At 54.5% G+C, this 17,310-nt stretch carries 21 protein-coding genes and 1 pseudogene; 10 read left to right on the top strand and 12 right to left on the bottom strand.

Annotated features, from left to right (window positions below; genetic code table 11):
• Positions 1 to 41 precede the first annotated feature (41 nt).
• Positions 42 to 1,775 carry a bifunctional helix-turn-helix transcriptional regulator/alpha/beta hydrolase gene (locus tag AC2T28_RS15115; RefSeq protein WP_486748651.1) on the bottom strand — a complete coding sequence of 578 codons (1,734 nt, stop codon included), beginning with the start codon at positions 1,773 to 1,775 and terminating at the stop codon, positions 42 to 44.
• Between the two features lie 144 nt (positions 1,776 to 1,919).
• Here AC2T28_RS15115 and AC2T28_RS15110 point away from each other — a divergent pair, with 144 nt between their 5' ends.
• The 4 genes from AC2T28_RS15110 to aat all read left to right on the top strand — a co-directional run bounded on the left by AC2T28_RS15110 (position 1,920) and on the right by aat (position 5,144).
• Positions 1,920 to 2,456, top strand: a complete 537-nt coding sequence (locus AC2T28_RS15110; RefSeq protein WP_486748652.1) for a LuxR C-terminal-related transcriptional regulator — start codon at positions 1,920 to 1,922, stop codon at positions 2,454 to 2,456.
• Between the two features lie 144 nt (positions 2,457 to 2,600).
• Positions 2,601 to 3,095, top strand: a complete 495-nt coding sequence (accB, locus tag AC2T28_RS15105; protein ID WP_486748653.1) for an acetyl-CoA carboxylase biotin carboxyl carrier protein — start codon at positions 2,601 to 2,603, stop codon at positions 3,093 to 3,095.
• 9 nt (positions 3,096 to 3,104) lie between these two features.
• The gene (gene accC / locus AC2T28_RS15100) at positions 3,105 to 4,454 is read left to right on the top strand and encodes an acetyl-CoA carboxylase biotin carboxylase subunit (RefSeq protein WP_486748654.1); all 1,350 of its coding nucleotides are present in this window, start codon (positions 3,105 to 3,107) and stop codon (positions 4,452 to 4,454) included.
• A gap of 57 nt (positions 4,455 to 4,511) precedes the next feature.
• On the top strand, positions 4,512 to 5,144 hold the full coding sequence (aat, locus tag AC2T28_RS15095; protein ID WP_486748655.1) for a leucyl/phenylalanyl-tRNA--protein transferase: 633 nt from the start codon (positions 4,512 to 4,514) through the stop codon (positions 5,142 to 5,144).
• On the opposite strand, the gene AC2T28_RS15090 is transcribed toward aat, so the two are convergent.
• From AC2T28_RS15090 to AC2T28_RS15065, 6 genes are all read right to left on the bottom strand, one after another.
• Complete coding sequence (locus AC2T28_RS15090; protein ID WP_486748960.1) at positions 5,108 to 5,401, bottom strand: DUF2155 domain-containing protein; 294 nt, start codon at positions 5,399 to 5,401, stop codon at positions 5,108 to 5,110. The two genes, aat and AC2T28_RS15090, sit on opposite strands and share 37 nt — an antisense overlap.
• A 104-nt stretch (positions 5,402 to 5,505) precedes the next feature.
• Positions 5,506 to 5,958, bottom strand: a complete 453-nt coding sequence (gene mlaD, locus AC2T28_RS15085) for an outer membrane lipid asymmetry maintenance protein MlaD (protein ID WP_486748656.1) — start codon at positions 5,956 to 5,958, stop codon at positions 5,506 to 5,508.
• A gap of 27 nt (positions 5,959 to 5,985) precedes the next feature.
• Positions 5,986 to 6,372 (bottom strand): NADH:ubiquinone oxidoreductase subunit NDUFA12, encoded by a 387-nt coding sequence (locus AC2T28_RS15080; protein WP_486748657.1) that lies wholly within the window; start codon positions 6,370 to 6,372, stop codon positions 5,986 to 5,988.
• A gap of 134 nt (positions 6,373 to 6,506) precedes the next feature.
• Positions 6,507 to 6,866: a RidA family protein gene (locus AC2T28_RS15075; protein ID WP_486748658.1), complete on the bottom strand. Its 360-nt coding sequence runs from the start codon at positions 6,864 to 6,866 to the stop codon at positions 6,507 to 6,509.
• 109 nt (positions 6,867 to 6,975) lie between these two features.
• On the bottom strand, positions 6,976 to 8,244 hold the full coding sequence (clpX, locus tag AC2T28_RS15070) for an ATP-dependent Clp protease ATP-binding subunit ClpX (RefSeq protein WP_486748659.1): 1,269 nt from the start codon (positions 8,242 to 8,244) through the stop codon (positions 6,976 to 6,978).
• Positions 8,245 to 8,389: 145 nt separating this feature from the next.
• Complete coding sequence (locus AC2T28_RS15065; RefSeq protein ID WP_486748660.1) at positions 8,390 to 9,022, bottom strand: ATP-dependent Clp protease proteolytic subunit; 633 nt, start codon at positions 9,020 to 9,022, stop codon at positions 8,390 to 8,392.
• A gap of 255 nt (positions 9,023 to 9,277) precedes the next feature.
• On the opposite strand from AC2T28_RS15065, the gene AC2T28_RS15060 reads away from it, so the two are divergent.
• Positions 9,278 to 10,285 (top strand): GlxA family transcriptional regulator, encoded by a 1,008-nt coding sequence (locus AC2T28_RS15060; protein ID WP_486748661.1) that lies wholly within the window; start codon positions 9,278 to 9,280, stop codon positions 10,283 to 10,285.
• A 40-nt stretch (positions 10,286 to 10,325) separates the two neighbouring features.
• Here the strand turns inward: AC2T28_RS15060 and AC2T28_RS15055 are convergent, their stop codons facing one another.
• Positions 10,326 to 10,814: a TetR/AcrR family transcriptional regulator gene (locus AC2T28_RS15055; protein WP_486748662.1), complete on the bottom strand. Its 489-nt coding sequence runs from the start codon at positions 10,812 to 10,814 to the stop codon at positions 10,326 to 10,328.
• A gap of 136 nt (positions 10,815 to 10,950) precedes the next feature.
• On the opposite strand from AC2T28_RS15055, the gene AC2T28_RS15050 reads away from it, so the two are divergent.
• Positions 10,951 to 11,379: a hypothetical protein gene (locus AC2T28_RS15050; RefSeq protein ID WP_486748663.1), complete on the top strand. Its 429-nt coding sequence runs from the start codon at positions 10,951 to 10,953 to the stop codon at positions 11,377 to 11,379.
• Between the two features lie 12 nt (positions 11,380 to 11,391).
• Positions 11,392 to 11,628: pseudogene (locus tag AC2T28_RS15045) on the top strand (methyltransferase family protein); the annotation flags it as partial.
• A gap of 19 nt (positions 11,629 to 11,647) precedes the next feature.
• Here AC2T28_RS15045 and AC2T28_RS15040 read toward each other — a convergent pair.
• The 3 genes from AC2T28_RS15040 to AC2T28_RS15030 are packed head-to-tail and all read right to left on the bottom strand — an operon-like array spanning position 11,648 to position 13,444.
• A complete protein-coding gene (locus tag AC2T28_RS15040; RefSeq protein ID WP_486748664.1) occupies positions 11,648 to 12,253 on the bottom strand; it encodes a TetR/AcrR family transcriptional regulator in 606 nt (201 codons plus the stop codon).
• A gap of 39 nt (positions 12,254 to 12,292) precedes the next feature.
• Positions 12,293 to 13,093 carry a DUF2145 domain-containing protein gene (locus tag AC2T28_RS15035; RefSeq protein WP_486748665.1) on the bottom strand — a complete coding sequence of 267 codons (801 nt, stop codon included), beginning with the start codon at positions 13,091 to 13,093 and terminating at the stop codon, positions 12,293 to 12,295.
• A gap of 21 nt (positions 13,094 to 13,114) precedes the next feature.
• Complete coding sequence (locus AC2T28_RS15030) at positions 13,115 to 13,444, bottom strand: hypothetical protein (protein ID WP_486748666.1); 330 nt, start codon at positions 13,442 to 13,444, stop codon at positions 13,115 to 13,117.
• Between the two features lie 138 nt (positions 13,445 to 13,582).
• On the opposite strand from AC2T28_RS15030, the gene AC2T28_RS15025 reads away from it, so the two are divergent.
• The 3 genes from AC2T28_RS15025 (at position 13,583) to AC2T28_RS15015 (ending at position 16,241) form a co-directional block, all read left to right on the top strand.
• Entirely contained in the window at positions 13,583 to 13,759 is a 177-nt protein-coding gene (locus tag AC2T28_RS15025; RefSeq protein ID WP_486748667.1) for a hypothetical protein, read from the top strand.
• Between the two features lie 172 nt (positions 13,760 to 13,931).
• Positions 13,932 to 14,417: a GNAT family N-acetyltransferase gene (locus tag AC2T28_RS15020; RefSeq protein ID WP_486748961.1), complete on the top strand. Its 486-nt coding sequence runs from the start codon at positions 13,932 to 13,934 to the stop codon at positions 14,415 to 14,417.
• Between the two features lie 150 nt (positions 14,418 to 14,567).
• On the top strand, positions 14,568 to 16,241 hold the full coding sequence (locus tag AC2T28_RS15015; RefSeq protein WP_486748668.1) for a U32 family peptidase: 1,674 nt from the start codon (positions 14,568 to 14,570) through the stop codon (positions 16,239 to 16,241).
• A 61-nt stretch (positions 16,242 to 16,302) separates the two neighbouring features.
• Here the strand turns inward: AC2T28_RS15015 and AC2T28_RS15010 are convergent, their stop codons facing one another.
• Positions 16,303 to 17,214 carry an aminoglycoside phosphotransferase family protein gene (locus AC2T28_RS15010; protein ID WP_486748669.1) on the bottom strand — a complete coding sequence of 304 codons (912 nt, stop codon included), beginning with the start codon at positions 17,212 to 17,214 and terminating at the stop codon, positions 16,303 to 16,305.
• Positions 17,215 to 17,310 lie beyond the last annotated feature (96 nt).

Raw genomic sequence — 17,310 nt, 5'->3', positions numbered from 1 at the left:
GCCTTACTATGTCGACCTATTCCCATTTGGGGACAAAACGCTCAAAGGTCTGGAATACAATACCTGTCGCTACCTGGCGCCACATCATGCCCAGCCGCACGTGCCATCAACCAGGGCCAGTTGGTGATATGGTGGTAGTGCCCCTTATCTTCCATTGCTGTGAACTTTGCGTTTAGTAAATGCTCTGCCAATAACTCGGCCCCTTGAACCGGGGCTACGTTATCCAGCGTTCCCTGAAATACCTCAGCCGGAGCAGTGATATCTTGTACAGAAAAGTCCCACCCTTGAGCGTTTAGCAAGTTCTCCTCGACCATACCGTCCATCCCCATCGCCGTGCGCTGCGCCAGCATTTCGGCGGTCCTGCGCCGCACAACTGGATGCGACAGAATTTCCACATCGTCGCTGCTCCGGGTCCGCTTGCAGTACCGGTCAAAGTAGCTGTCCCGATTTTGCAAAATGGATCGCACCAGAAACGGGATTACCTGACGCAGCATGGACGGCCAGTGACGTCCCAGAATGCTAGACATGTGATAAAACTGATCCAACTCCCGCCAGTTTGGATGCCTGTACGTTGGGTAAGCGGCCGAGGATAGAACTATCTTTTCAACACGCTGACCCAAATCATGCGCCACCGCCAATGCACTGCCAGACCCAAATGACAGCGACAAGACACCTACCCGGTCTAATCCCAGATGGTCCAACAACTGCTCAATATCCGACGAAAAATCCCTCAGCCCGTGCATGACTTTGGCTTCGGATCGAAAACCTCCGGGACGACAGGGGGTAACCAGCCGGATATTGTACCGCTCCAGATACTTCAGGCAAAGATCCGGATAGCCCAACATGTCTATTGCTACCCCAGACAGCGCGTCAAAAACCAAAACCGGGTATCCAGCTTCGGGACCAAGGCTAAAATACTCTAAACCTCGGCCATCACTCAGCGTTAGCATTCGACGGACATTTTGGCGTTCATCTCTTAGCAACTCACTGCGGCGTAATGCTGACATAGGAGTTGAGGCAAGTGCCGAGATTAGTCCCGCCTGGCTATGACATCCTGTTTTGTCAAAGATCCGTTTTAGATAAGTTCGCGCACTTTCGTATGACAACCCTGTTGCCGTCGCAGCACCACGAACATCTCCCGCTTTGTTCAACTCCCCGAGCAGCTCGGCCTCGCGTCGCGACAGGTTGTGTGTTTTGGAAAAACTGCGCAGCGCATCGCTTTGACCACTCCCTCCAGAGATCAAAACCGCAGCGGCGATTGAGGGGAACCCAATGCGCTCGGCCTCTTGCCGAGGCAAAATCATCAATGGCTCCAAGCTGCCACCTGGTAACTGGAACTGCTGTGTTTTTCCGCTTTGAATGCAGGTCTCAACCAACTTCGATAGTGATCGAGCCCCTTTTTCGTTCAAGATGCTAGGCTGGTTGCCGTTGGCTATTACTGTTCCAGTCTGCAAGGTTTCCTGCATTGTTCGGTTGGCCATCAAAAGCTGCCCATTTTCACCTAGCAAGGCAACGCCAAAGGCAAAGCTGTTCAAAACCGAAGACAGATAGGTTTCTCGTTCTTGTAGATCCACCATCCTTTTGGAGATGCCAAAAGCGCGTTTAAAGTGACGCGACAGATTTTCCAGACCTTTGCTATTCTCGTGCTCTAAGAAACGACTATCACGGGCGCGCTGAACCTCTTCGGTCAGTTCAAGTATCAACTCCGGCCAGAGCGAATTGTCTAAAGACGCCTCATATACCATATGGGTCAGCTGCTCGAACTTATCAGACATTTCGAAATACCTTACTCAAATGCAACCAAAAGCCATACTTAACAGGTTTACCAGTTGTACAGATAGTCAAGTATTCCATAACTTGGGTTCCTAGTTCCCCTTATCCCCTTTCCATATTCGCCAAATCAGTCCAAAAATACGCCCATGACTGATATCGCCTTTGATCATGCCCCCATCGGGCTTGCGCAGCTGGAAAATCGCTTCATCCGCCGCTGCAACCTGCAATTTGCCGAAACCTTTGGGGACAGCCCCGAGGCCTTTATCGATCTTGAGATTTCTGCACTCTATCCCAGTCGTGAAGACTTTGATCGTATTGGCACCCTGCTTCAGCAAGAAAATGCAAAATCCGGGCGATACGATGACGAGCGGATTATGCGCCGAACCAACGGAGATCTGTTCTGGTGCAGGGTGCGCGGTCGCTCCCTGACCCCCGAGCAGCCTTTTCGCGGGGGGATTTGGTCCTTTGCTGATATTTCCGAAGATCGCCCCGTGGTCTCACTTACCCCGCGTGAACGGGATGTGGCGATTCTGACCTGCCGTGGGTTATCAGCCAAGGAAATCGGTGCCGAGCTCAAGCTGTCTTATCGCACGATCGAGACCCATAGGGCTCATTTGCTCAAGAAGTTCGGGGCCCGCAAACTCCCGGAATTGGTAGCGAAACTGACCGGAATGCCCCTTTGATGGCAACAGAATTGTAAATCTGGTGCCAACAGCCCATGTTGACTCTCTGTTAGGGTGCTTTCCTTGCAGTCAACCTTGCCTTATAAGCGCCTTAAATTTCGACCTGCCATTTTCGCAGGTCACTGAGAACCGGCTGAGGACAATATGAAAAACAAAACTCACGAAGCAGACGTCGCCTTTATTAAGGCACTGGCCGAAATGCTGCGCGACAACGATCTGACTGAACTGCAGGTCAAACGGGAATACGGCGATGACGACAGCCTGAATGTGCGCGTCTCTCGTCAGATGGCAGCAATGGCAGCCCCGGTTCAAGTTGCAGTGCCTGCCGCGGCTGCGGCTGCAGCCCCAGTTGCAGCAACTGCAGCACCAGCTGCCGCCGCTCCTGCCGAAGATCCTGCCAGCCACCCTGGCGCAGTGACCTCGCCAATGGTGGGAACTGTCTACACCCAGGCTGAGCCCGGCGCCCCGGCCTTTATCTCGGTTGGTGCCAAAGTCAGCGAAGGCGACACCCTGCTAATCGTCGAAGCCATGAAGACCATGAACCACATCCCGGCCCCTAAAGGCGGCACCGTGAAGCGGATTTTGGTTGAAGACGGCGCTGCCGTGGAATTCGGAACGCCTCTGGTCATCATCGAGTAAGGATCTGACATGTTTGACAAGATCCTGATTGCCAACCGCGGCGAGATCGCCCTGCGCGTGATCCGCGCGGCGCGAGAAATGGGCATTGCCAGTGTTGCGGTGCATTCCACCGCCGACGCCGATGCCATGCACGTGCGGATGGCAGATGAGTCGGTCTGCATTGGCCCGGCTCAAAGCGCCAGCAGCTACCTGTCGATTCCGGCCATCATTTCGGCCTGTGAAATCACCGGTGCGCAGGCGATCCACCCCGGGTATGGCTTTCTGTCCGAAAACGCCAACTTTGTGCAGATCATCGAAGATCATGGCCTGACCTTTATCGGCCCAACAGCCCAGCACATCCGCACCATGGGTGACAAGATCACCGCCAAGGACACTATGAAGGAACTGGGTGTTCCCTGTGTTCCTGGTTCTGACGGTGGCGTTCCAGATCTGGAAACCGCTCAGAAAATCGGTGAAGAGATCGGCTATCCGGTCATCATCAAAGCCACTGCTGGCGGCGGTGGTAAGGGCATGAAAGTGGCCAAAACCGCTGCTGACATGGAAATGGCATTCCGCACAGCGCGGGCCGAAGGCAAGTCCAACTTTGGCAACGATGAAGTCTACATCGAAAAATACCTAACCACCCCACGTCACATCGAAATTCAGGTGTTTGGCGATGGTAAAGGCAAGGCGGTACACTTGGGCGAGCGCGACTGTTCGCTGCAGCGCCGCCACCAAAAGGTATTTGAGGAGGCCCCCGGCCCCAGCATCAGTGCCGCCGAGCGCGCCAAAATTGGTAAAGTCTGTGCTGACGCTGTGGCCAAGATCAACTATATCGGCGCAGGCACCATCGAGTTCCTGTACGAAAAAGGCGAGTTCTATTTCATCGAAATGAACACCCGTTTGCAGGTGGAACACCCGGTGACCGAAGCGATCTTTGGTGTCGACCTAGTGCGCGAACAAATCCGCGTTGCCGAAGGCCTGCCAATGTCGTTCGGACAGGACGATCTGACGATCAATGGCCACGCCATTGAGGTGCGGATCAACGCTGAAAAGCTGCCAAACTTTGCACCGTGCCCCGGTAAGATTTCGCAATACCACGCCCCTGGTGGCCTGGGTGTGCGGATGGATTCAGCGCTGTACGATGGCTATTCGATCCCGCCTTACTATGACAGCCTGATCGGCAAGCTGATCGTCCACGGTCGTGACCGCAACGAGGCTCTGGCCCGTCTAAGCCGCGCCCTGGGTGAGTTGATCGTTGATGGTGTCGACACCACGGTGCCGCTGTTTGATGCACTGCTGGCCGAAGCTGACATCCTGTCAGGTGACTATAACATCCACTGGCTGGAGCACTGGCTTGAAACCAATCTGGCCAGTTAAAACAACTGTAGCGGTGCGTGCCAGCACGCACCCTACACCCCATCGTAGGCCTGTACGATGACGCTGACAGCTGATTTGTTGCTGATGGCCTATGCAGCCGGGGTTTTCCCCATGGCTGAGCACCAAGATGATCCTGAAATTTTCTGGGTGGACCCCAAACGCCGCGGCATCCTGCCTCTGGACGGGTTTCACATTTCCCGATCCCTGGCCCGGCGTATGCGCCGCGGTGGTTTTGAAGTGACCATCAACCGTGATTTTGCAGGCGTTGTGACCGCCTGCGCAGATCGGATTGAGACCTGGATCAATGAAGAAATCCACCAACGCTATGTCGAGCTGCACCAGATGGGTAAGGCCCATTCACTGGAGATTTGGCACGACGGCGAGCTGACAGGCGGTGTCTATGGCGTCACCGTTGGCGCGGCCTTCTTTGGGGAGAGCATGTTCTCGCGTCGCACTGACGCCTCAAAAATTGCACTGGCCTATTTGGTGGATCGTCTTAATCAGGCTGGGTTTCAACTTTGTGATACGCAGTTCATCACCCCACACCTGGCATCGCTTGGAGGGCGGGAAATCAGCCGTGCAGCCTATAGATCTATGCTTCTTGAGGCGGTAGAGGGTGAAGCGGACTTTATCAAACCCGCGATCCCAACGGCTCAGACACTGTTACAGCGCAACACCCAGATGTCATAGCGGCTGTGATCCAGCGCGCTCAGGGCCGGGCTTGAGGCAATCATCCAGCCTTCAAACTCTACGGCGCCATTGTCCGGATCGCGAATAGTCAAAAAGGCATAGGCATCACCAGTCGGGTTGTCCGCGGGATATCGGCAATCCACCACGGTCACCAACAATCCCAGCAACTCAGCACTGCCGCCAATAGCCACTTCAGCGTCTGCGGTGCGACCATTGACCTTGTCCAAGCCCCGCAACACAGCCGCGCTACCTGTCACGGCACTCCCGGTTGCAGCGGCTTCTGGCTCGGTGGTGTTGTCCTGCGCCTGGGCAAACGAAGACAGTCCAAAGGACAATGCGACGGCCCAACCAAAGAATCGCTTCACGATTCTTCTCCGCTTCCGGACACAAATTTCAGCAGCAGGGTAATCAGACTAACCGCACCCTGCGTATCTTCCATCTCATCCTCAGGCGCAAAGCCAAAGGGAGAACCACCAGGCATGATCTCAACAAAATTGCCGCCCAACAGGCCTTCGGATGACACGATGACCGCGCTGTCATCAGGGATCTCGACCCCTTCTTTCACGGAAAACCGGGTGTCGGCCCGAAACGTCTGTGGGTTCAGATCAACATCGGTCACTGTGCCAATCTTGACGCCAGCCAAACGCACATCGGTGCCGACGCTGACGCCTTCGATAGAACGGAACGACGCGTTCAGGTGGTAGTGGTCGCCGCCCTTGGACAGACCTGTCGCCTGCCCCGCATAAACGGCAAAGCCAATTGCAGCAGCCAAGACAGCGCCGCCGACCAATACTTCGGTAGTGTTATGGGACATTTCGCTGTGCCTCTGCCAAGCGCCGGATTACTCCGGCACCCATGCCTCGTAATCGCTACGCTCAGCTGGTTCAGCAGCGCGGCGAATCGAACCCGCAGGGGCATAGGCCAAGGCTGAGCCGGTCAGGTTTTCCTGATGCGGCTTTTCCCAGTCCTTGTGCGCCAGCGGCTTCTCGGATGGCACCTCGTCAAAGGTGTGGTGCAGCCAGCCGTGCCAGTCCGCATTGACGCGCGACGCCTCGACCTCGCCGTTGAAGATCACCCAGCGTTTGCTGTCATCGGCATTGCGATAGTACACATTGCCCTGATCGTCGTCGCCAACTTTGATACCCTTACGGGCGGTGAAGAGCTGAGTGTTCAGCGTTTGACCGTTCCACCAGGTGACGGCGCGCAAAAGAGTGCTCAGGATTGACATGTATGCCTCCGTAAATTCCCCCCTGATATGACGCAGTTTGCAGCAGAGGTCCAGACACTGCGCCCCATCCAATAGCGCACAGCCCCTAAGTTGTGCGCTATTTCCCACGTCATGCGGGGTTCACCCCCTGCAATTCAAGACGCCAGCGCGGTAACTTCGATTTCAATCCGGTATTTGGGATCAATCAGACCACATTCGATCATGGTTGCCGCTGGGGGATTCTCACCAAAGGTCGTTGCCAGCATCGGCCAACAAGCGTCAAACTCGGACCGTTCGGGCAGGTAGTAATTTATTCGTACTACCTGTTCAAAACTACTGCCCGCGTCTGCCAAGGCCTTGCCAATGATATCCAGCGCCGAGCGGCATTGGGCAACAACATCGTCGCCCTGCCCAACGGTGCCCGCAACATGTACAAATCCGCCCGCCACAACGGCGCGACAATAGCCAACCTTGGCTTCAAACTCACCACCCGAGGAGATCCGCTTAATGCTCATCACTCTGTCCAATCAAATCATCATTATCAAAAACCTGAAAACCAGGCGCTTCACAGCAAAACGGCGCGGGATGAACCGCGCCGTTTAATCAAGTCAGGTAACCCATGGGTTACCCTGCAGATGCAGGTTCTTTTTCTGCATCGGCGTGGATCATCAGCGGCTCGACGTTAGAGTTCACAGCCTCTTCATTCACCACCACCTTGGTCACGCTCTCCATACCGGGGAGTTCAAACATGGTGTTCAGCAGGATATCTTCGAGGATGGAACGCAGGCCACGTGCACCGGTTTTCCGTTCGATGGCACGCTTGGCAATGGCGCTCAGTGCATCATCGGTAAAGTCCAGCTCAGTCTCTTCCAGCTCGAACAGACGCTGGTATTGCTTGACCAGTGCGTTCTTCGGTTTCGACAGGATCGTAACCAGAGCGTCTTCGTCCAGATCTTCCAGCGTTGCCAATACAGGCAAACGGCCAACAAATTCAGGGATCAGACCAAATTTCAGCAGATCTTCGGGTTCCAGATCCTGGAACACTTCGCCCACACCACGCTCGTCGTTGTCACGCACATCCGCACCAAAGCCCATCGCCGAGCCCTTACCGCGTGCTGCGATGATCTTGTCCAGACCGGCAAAGGCGCCACCACAGATGAACAGGATGTTGGTAGTGTCGACCTGCAGGAATTCCTGCTGTGGATGCTTGCGACCGCCCTGAGGTGGAACCGACGCAACGGTGCCTTCCATCAGTTTCAGCAGCGCCTGCTGTACACCCTCGCCCGATACGTCACGAGTGATCGATGGGTTTTCAGACTTGCGGGTGATCTTGTCGACTTCATCGATGTAGACAATACCACGCTGTGCGCGTTCGACATTATATTCGCTGGCCTGCAGCAGTTTCAGGATGATGTTCTCGACGTCTTCACCCACATAACCAGCTTCGGTCAATGTAGTGGCGTCTGCCATGGTGAACGGCACATCCAGAATGCGCGCCAATGTCTGTGCCAGCAGTGTCTTACCACAGCCAGTCGGGCCGATCAGCAAGATGTTGGATTTAGCCAGTTCTAGTTCGGACCCGGCTTTTTGTGCGTGGTTCAGGCGCTTGTAGTGGTTGTGTACTGCAACCGACAGCACCTTTTTGGCCATTGCCTGGCCAATGACATAGTCATCCAATACTTCGCAGATGTCCTTAGGAGACGGCACACCATCGGTAGCCTTCAGCCCCGAGGCCTTGGTCTCTTCACGGATGATATCCATACAGAGTTCGACGCATTCGTCGCAAATGAACACGGTTGGGCCCGCAATCAACTTGCGTACCTCGTGCTGGCTCTTGCCGCAGAAGCTACAGTAAAGCGTATTCTTGCTGTCGCCGCTTGAGTTCGTTGCCATGGTCTACCTTTCAGTCCGCGCTAGGAGGGGCCCATTCTAGGCGTCTCCCACTTCTAAAACAGCTTAGGCCAGTGCCTCAGCCGCTACAATCGCAAAGTACGCCCCAGCCTATTCCAGGACGTACAAGTTAGTTACGAATTGAGCTTCAGCTCTCTTCGTCGTCGCCCTTGGAACGATTCGTCACGATCTCATCGATCAGACCAAACTCTTTGGCATCTTCCGGAGCCATAAAATTATCCCGTTCCAGCGCGGCTTCAACCTTTTCCAACTCTTGGCCAGTGTGGTGTACATAGATTTCGTTCAGACGGCGCTTCAGCTTCAAGGTTTCTTCGGCGTGAATCATGATGTCTGTGGCCTGGCCCTGGAACCCGCCTGACGGCTGGTGAACCATGACGCGGCTGTTGGGCAGCGAGAACCGCATGCCCTTTTCACCGGCGGTCAGCAGCAGCGAGCCCATCGAAGCCGCCTGGCCGATCACCAGGGTCGAAACCTTGGGTTTGATGTACTGCATGGTGTCATAGATCGACAGACCCGAGGTCACAACGCCACCGGGCGAGTTGATGTACATCGAGATTTCTTTTGACGGGTTTTCCGCCTCAAGGTGCAGCAATTGCGCTACGATCAACGAGCTCATGCCATCATGAACAGGACCATTCAGGAAAATGATCCGCTCTTTCAGCAAGCGTGAAAAGATATCATACGCCCGTTCTCCACGGCTGGTCTGTTCAACCACCATTGGGACGAGTGTGTTCATGTAAGTTTCTTTTGGATCGAACATTTGGGCCTGCCTGCTTTGAATTTAATCGGGACCATACCCGACAGAGTGTTACTTGATTCTTAGTATCGGCGCATAAGGGCTGCAAGAGGGCGTAAAAAAATTGCGGTTTCTAGCCGATGCATTTTTCCTCCCGTCGCAATCCTATGGTTCGTTGTCGCAATATGATAACTACAGTCGTCAAAGTCGAGTTAACACCGCTTCAGAAACTTTTTGGCCACGATGACCATTGTGCCATCCTTGCCACAGGATCCCGTCATGCAGTCAGATAGCTTCATTCAAAAAGGCGCTGCCGCCAAATTGGCGATCCCATTTAGTGGTGAACCGCAGGATTTTTACTTCCTGATGCTACCCAAGGCGACCATGCTCCCGATAGCTGCCGCCATCGAACCGCTACGCATCGCCAATCAGGTGACCAACACCGCGCTGTATCGCTGGTTCATCATGACCGAGGACGGTGAACCGGTTACCTGCTCCAACGGCATGAACGTAACTCCGGATCTGCCACTAGGGCAATTGCCATCCGATGCAGTCGTGTTTGTCTGCGCCGGAGTGGAACCGCAACACTCGGCGGGTGAGGCAACAATCAACTGGCTGCGCCGCGAACACCGGTTTGGCCGCCGGATGGGTGGCATCTGCACCGGGGCCTTTGCCCTGGCCCAGGCAGGACTACTGAAAGGACATGAGTTCACCCTGCACTGGGAAAACCAGCCGGGGTTCGTCGAGAAGTTCCCAAACCTTCAGCCTTCGCCGAATATCTATGAGATCACCAAAACCTTTATGACCTGTGGTGGAGGCAATGCGGCCACCGATATGATGCTGAACCTGATAGAAGAACGCCATGGCAAGAAACTGGCGATCATTGTCGCCGATATGTGCCTGCATGTTCGATCTGGTGGGCAAATGGCACCGCAGAAATCCAACTATGCCGTCGCCATTGGTAGCCGCAACCAGCGCTTGCTGACGGCGCTGCAATTGATGCAGGAATCGATCGAGGAACCGCTGTCGATTGGCGTGCTCTGTGACCGGCTGGATATTTCACGTCGCCAACTAGAACGGCTATTTTCGCGTTATCTGGATCAAAGCCCGATGCAGGTTTATTTCGACATGCGCCTAAGCCATGCCTATGCGCTGATGAATGAAACCGCGATGTCAGTAACCGAAATCGCTCTTGCCTCGGGCTTTAACAGCGCCACGCACTTCTCGCGCCAATTCAAACGCAAGTTCGGCGCCAGCCCACATTTCTTTCGCAAAGGCTGGGTTTGACCGCCTGCATCGAAAGAACAGTCCCCAATTTCTAGGCCGATCAGGATTCCCACGTTCTCCCCGACAGATGATCCAACAGCAATGTGCCCATGATACGGGCGAGAGTTTCATCTGAGCGTTCTGTTCCTACGATCTTTTCGACAAGCCCTTGATAGGCGGCAAGTGAGATTTTCATCACCTCGTCCGACGCGATCTCGTCACGGCTTTTGCCGCGTATATAGTCAAACACCAGCGCCATTTCTGACCCAAAATCAGCGCGCAAGGTATCTATCAGCTGCTGGATCTGCGCCTGCTCGTCGCCCTCGTCCAGGACCAGGTCGGTGCTGACGCGAGACATGACCTGCTCGGTGCTGGCCAGAAACAGCGCCTCTTTGGTTGGGAAGTAGTGATACAGCGCGCTTTTGGAAATGCCGAGGTATTCGGCGATCTTGCGCATACTCCCCCCTGCATATCCATGGGCCGAGAAGTAGGCGGCGGCGCGGTGGGCCAGTTCGGTTCTATGGGCGTCGTGGTCAATTATCTTGGGCATGCGTTTTCGTCCGATTGGTCGAAAACTATTGACATTGTTTTGGGCAAAGGTCTAGGGAGACTTAAATAGTCCAATTGGTCTAAAACAAATTTTCAGCGCCTGCCCCGGTGGTTGGCCCCATTTAAGGAAATCACGAATGTCCAAATCTGGCGGCATCAACCGTGACCATGATCAGTCACTTGGCCCCAAGCTGATCTTTGCCCTGTTACATGCTGGCATCGTCGCGGTTTGCCTGTGGCTGGCATTTGGAGGGTTTGACTGGCCCGATGCCCAGCGCGCCAAGGTTTTGGCTGCCTGCGCGGTTTTATACGGGATGCGCCATCTTGTGACGTTGTTTGTACTGCTCAAACGTCGGGTAGAGATGTCAGAGGTGTTGGGACTCAGCGTGTTTATTGCGCTGTTTGAAATCGGGTTTCTGGTGCTGGGGGCTGGCGTCATTACTGGCTCGCCTACGCCGTTTGGTGTGTGGGACTGGGTCGGAGTTGGTTTGGTGCTGCTTGGGTCATTCCTGAACACCGGGTCGGAATTACAGCGCTGGCAGTGGAAGAAACAGCCCTCGTCCTAAGGGCGGTGTTATACCCAAGGGCTTTTTGCCTATGCGATGCACATCAACTATTTTGGCGACGCCGTACTGTTTACCGGGTGGGCCATACTAGCCGCATCTATTTTTGCCTGGCCGATCCCGATCTTTATCACGGCTAGCTTTGTGTTCTTTCACATCCCGCCCCTGGATGCCTATTTGGCCCAGCGCTATGGGGATGAATTCAATGCCTATGCAGCCAAGACGGCCAAGTTTGTGCCATTCCTTTACTAATCAACTACCGTTCAGGGCTTCAGGCTTCGGGAAACGAGTTGAAGCCCGACTGGACCAGATCACCGATATAGGTGCGCGCCATATCCGGATTAATCGCAACAATGGACGGGCGACACGCAAGCGAAACCAACCCGTGTACCGAGGCCCAGAGCAACAAAAAGAACTGCTGATGCTGTTCGGAGTTGGGATCCCCCTCACCTGCCTGGATCAGCATATTGAGCAGACCCTTTTGAAAGTCCTGCGCCTTTTGATCTGTCGGCGCATTGGTTTTGTATTCAAACAACAACCACCAACGACGTGGCTCGGACAAGGCAAATTCAAAGTAGGCCTGTCCCAGTGCAACCACACGTGCCCGTGCGTCCTGCTCGGCTGCTTCCAAAGCCGTATGCAGGATTTGGGACAGCAAAGTTGTCGATTTGTGAATGACCATGCGGATAACACCATCCAGATCACCAAAGGCATTGTAGAGCGAACCCACCGAGATACCCAGATCTTTGGCCAACCGACGGGCGGTGAGCGCATCAATCCCCTCGTCAAGAATGATGCGCTCGGCAATTGGGATAGCCCGTTCGCGGATGTCAGCCAGGTTGCGTTCCCGCCTGGTGAGGGTTGGTTGTGATGTCATAGGCCAAGTGTTTGAGACAACTTGAAACACAAGTCAAATCTAGAAGGCGATGACCTGCTCTGGGGTGATCCGATAGGTTTGATCGGACAAGTCGTTTTCTTGCATGAAACGGGCGATGGACCCAAAGGTAGCGGTCTCGATCCTGTTGCCATGGTCCGAGGTGGTTAGTGCTTGTGAGGCGACCGGCGCTAGGAGACGCTTGATACCGCCCACCTTGATGGGTTGGGGATCGAAATGGGCGGTAATGTTGGCTTTGATCTGCGGCACACTGGTCGTGTCATAGAGGCTGGCCATCATCACATCGAGCGTGTGTTCGGTACAGTTTTGGAACTGGCTGGTGTTTGGGTTTGCCAGAACCGAGTAGTTGGCATTATGAAGTTCTGAATAGGTGGAGCTGGTGATCACCCTCAACAGTTTCTTTTGCAGCCGCTTGTCGGGAATGATGATACCCGCATCCAGCTGGTGCGCGCCTGCAAAGAAATCAGCCGGGCTATCCTGTACCAGACTGCTGCGCCTTTTGTTGTCTGCGTTCTGATAGAGATTGAAGGCCTGATAGCCCCGCCCCGTACTGCCATCGGCGCGGGTAATGTTGGAATAGACCCAAAAGCTGACATGGGTGTATTTGACCCCACGTGGCAGCACCTTGGGGTCCCGACCCATACGCGCAACAATCGCAACATGAGCCCCACGCGATGCAAGGTCTTGCTGAACACGGTTTGAGAAGGCCGCAACTTCGGCCTCGGGCAGATAAGACTTACCCGCTTCGCTGCTGCCGGCCTGTGACAGGGATGGCAGCGCATAGGCCAGACATAAATACGTCAATGCAATAAAACGGGGCATGGGAGCCTCCTATTGTAGTGTTTATTTCAAAATGGGTTTGCCGTCGGGGGTAATGCCGATGACGGTTATGGTTGTGGTATCGTCCGAGCCAGCCGAGGCACGGCCAGCTGCCTGTGACCCCGCCCCTGATTTCTCAAGCGCCGCCCCGGTAATCAGGACCACGGAACCCACTGCCATAACTGGTACGGCCACGATGGTCGCGGCCGCTTCAGCGACAGACGCCGAGCCATGTTCAGAGGCCTGGCCACTGTGGTTAGAGGCCTGCGTTGAATGTTGACTGCTTGGCCCAGCGCTGGCTGAGGTGGCAAGACAACTGGCAAGTAGTACTGCTGGGGAGGTGAAAAAGTTCATAACCATGCTCCAATGTGAACGGTGTTCACAATACATAACCAGCGAAGATATATAGGTCAATCATTTTATGAACGCAGTTCACACTGATACTTGAACGTTTCGTTGCCTGTCCATCGGATACCGGCTAGGCTCTTACTTATGAAACATATCCCAAAAGAAACCACCGATGATGCCCTTATCCAAGAATACCTGAACAAGGGTGGTAAAGTCAGCATTGGCAAAACCAAACCATTGCCAAGCGAGCTTAGTCTCAGCAACAACGCTTGGAACAACAAGCTAACCAAAGATGAGAAAGCTGCACGCGACAAGAAATAAGGCAAAAAGTCAGCCCTGTTTCTAAACAAAAATAACAAGCCAGTTTTTGTTAGCGACAAACTGGATTCTGACACCCGTTCAAACCTGCGTTACGCCCGGTCAAATTCAGTTGTGAGCTGGCTGGTTTGTGCTCTTGTGTAATTTCAAACCACGTAGAGCAGATATTCCCGACATGCCATTTAAGCAAAGCAAAGCAATAACATTTGTTCGGCTACCAAAAATCGCGCCCGATGAGATTATTCAGCATATGTCTGATCCCCGGGTCGCAGAGCATATGCCGCTTTTGAATTTTGAGTGGGATCACGAGACTGTAGCCAAGTTCGTATCTACCAAGGAACAATGCTGGGCATGTGACGGTCTTGGGCATTGGGCCATCCTGTGTGACAACACCTATGTCGGCTGGGGAGGTTTTCAAAAAGAAGGCGCTGAATGGGATTTTGGTTTGGTGCTAAAACCGGATTGCTTTGGACTTGGGATACGTATTTCAAAGAAAGCCCTTGAGTTTGCCGCCGCAGACGGTCGGATTCCGTATGTGACGTTTCTACTGCCGCCATCTCGTACAAAATTAGGGGCTTTGTCGCGGCTTGGGGCGGAGCATGTCGGTGATGTCACCTATGATGGTGCTAAGTTCCTCAAGTATCGGCTTGATACCAAGTAGCGGTTAGTTTGACACAACATGTTTCCTGTCGACGGCACGCCAGACTTCTAGGTCTCTATGCAACGGTCTAAAGCTGTTTTTTAGAAATGGGTTCACTCGCTCTGCCTTCTGACCTAGAAGGCGGCTTTCGTCCCTATTCCGGCTGGTCCAATGTCCCAACACCGTTCCGAACTGCTGATGCCTGCGGGCAACCTGCGCAAACTGAAGATGGCCATCCTGTATGGCGCGGACGCGGTCTATCTCGGCACGCCGGATATGTCGTTGCGCACCAAGTCCGAGTTTTCGCTGGAAGACGTGATTGAAGGCGTCAAGTTCTGCCATCAACACGGACGCCGTGCATACCTGACTCTGAACCTGTATTCCCACAACAAAGACATCCCTAAGCTGGATGAATACATCGACACCGTTCGGCAGGTGAACCCCGATGGTTTGATCATCGCCGACCCCGGCGTGTTCCAGTATGTTCGTGAACGGGCCCCCGAGATCCCCCTACATGTATCCACTCAGGCCAATATCTGTTCCTGGCTGTCTGTGAAGTTCTGGCAAGATCAGGGCGCAGATCTGGCGGTACTGGCGCGCGAAGTGTCCTTCCCCGAGTTGGAAGAGATCCGCGAGAAGTGCCCGGATATCATGCTAGAGGCGTTCATTCACGGCGCCATGTGCATGACCTATTCCGGGCGCTGCCTACTATCGAACTTTATGGCTGAACGCGGTGCCAATCAGGGCAACTGCGCCAACTCCTGCCGCTGGAACTACAAGTTCCACATGCGCCTTAAGGATGGCACCGTACAAGAGCTGATTGTCGATGAAAGCAACTTCGACATGTTTGAATTCCTGCTGGAAGAAGGTGTGCGCCCCGGTGAGTTCCTGCCCATTCAGGAAGATGAGCGCGGCAGCTATATCCTGAACTCCAAAGACCTGTGCCTGATGCCCAAGCTGGATGACTATCTGCGTATTGGCGTGGACAGTCTCAAGGTCGAAGGACGCGGCAAGTCGGAATACTATGCCGCCGTGGTCGCGCGCGCCTATCGCATGGCTATTGATGACTACTATGCCGACCCCGACAACTGGGATGCGTCTGACTACATGGCTGAGTTGGAAACCGTCGGCAACCGGGGCTACACGCTGGCCTTCCACAAGGGGCGATTGACCAACCTGTCACATGGCTATGAACACACCGCGCCGCTCTCGACTTGGGAATATGCCGGTGTGGTGAGCGAAGTGACCGAGGATGCGTTCTTGGTTGAGGTCAAGAACAAGCTTGAGGCTGGCGATGTGCTGGAACTGGTCTCTCCCATTGCCCGCAACACCATTCTGCTGCGTGCCTATGACTATGAAATCGCTGCCAGCGGTGCGCGCAAGGAGGTGGTGCACGGGTCAAACAAATCGATGATCCGCCTGCCCTTCTCTCTGTTCGAGCAAGAGGATCAAAACGATCTGAAAGCCAACTTCCCGGCGTTAACCGTCATCCGCAAGGAACGCGCCCTGACGGATGAGCAGTGGAAACGGCTGCAACTCGACAAGACTGCGCAAGCGATGGAGATCCGCGACAGCACCGGCGAGACCGCCTATAAGCGCCGCCGCGATGCGCTGGTTGACGCGATTGAGGCTGACACCAGCACCCGCCGGTTCAAGACCAATCGTGTGGGCACCGCCGGGTGCTGTGGCAAAGGTTGCAACGGCTGTCTGATCTTCTGGCAGGGTGATGAATATGCAGTGGCCCGCGATGTGTTGTTAAAACGTAATCAAGGCGAGCAGCTAAGCCGTGCCGAGGCCAGCGCGTTTAAACTTCCGACGGCTGCTGAGCTGCCGCCTAACGTTTAACCCACTCCCAGTTTGCCCAATAAGCTGAGCAAGCTGGCTTTCATGCGACAGCGACGACGTTTTAGTCGGATAGTACGGGATCTGAAGCCAAAAGGTCGAGCACCCGTTGTGAAACAGCTACCTGCTCGTGTGGGGCGTCTTCCCCAGCCAGAACAATCGAAGCCTTCCACAAAGCCCAGCCCCTGGCCCGCTGCCAGCAGGCCTGGTCCAGCGACAGGGTTGATACAAACTGCTCTCGGCAGGTTGCATCCATGTGGGTCCAGGCAATTACCAGATCACAGGCCGGATCACCGACGGCCACCAGACCAAAATCAATCACCCCACACAGGCGCCCTTTCTGTACCAGCAGGTTTCCCGGTGCTATGTCTCCATGCACCCAAACAGGTGCAGCCTGCCACTCACTGGATAGGGCCTGCTCCCACAGCTGCGTGAGCACAGCCTGATTATCTTTGGAAAAGTGCAGCAGTGCCCTTCGTGTCTCACCGTCATAATAACGAAGTGCCCCACCCCGATAGAAATTGTCCACGCCGGGGGCCAGGTTTTCCGGCGTTTTGGCTTGGTGCAGCCCCCAAAGGAACTGACCAATCTCAACCGCCAGCTCTGGATCTACGATCAGAACCTCAGCATCCAGCGCGCTGCCCACGACCCAATGCAAAATAGACCACTCATAGGGATAGCCCCGACCCGGCTTGCCCTTGGCAAAAAACCTTGGCGTGTCGACCGGCAGGTTGGAGGGTAGCTTTTGCAATCCCAGACTCTCTCGCCCCACCTGAGCTTGGTATCGTTCTGCCGCTGGAAGTCGCACTACAAGGTCATTGCCCAATCGAAAACTTCGGTTGTTCCAGCCCCCGGGTGTGATCGGGGAAATGGCGAGGTTTTGCAACTCAGGGAACTGGTCAGCGATCAGGCCTTTGACTTGTTCGGCGGCAACAGAAATCCGGTCATCCATAAAATCAGCACTCCAAAAACTCATTCATAGAAAAGCGCCTGAGACAGAAAAAATCAGCCTGTTTGGCTTGGTCTCAGCATACCATCACAACAGGCACGCCATTGTGACCGAGCATTGCGC

The sequence above is a fragment of the Parasedimentitalea nitratireducens genome (genome assembly GCF_057444295.1).
The sequence above is the reverse complement of the archived record's forward strand: the minus strand, read 5'-3'. Positions and strand labels throughout refer to the sequence as shown.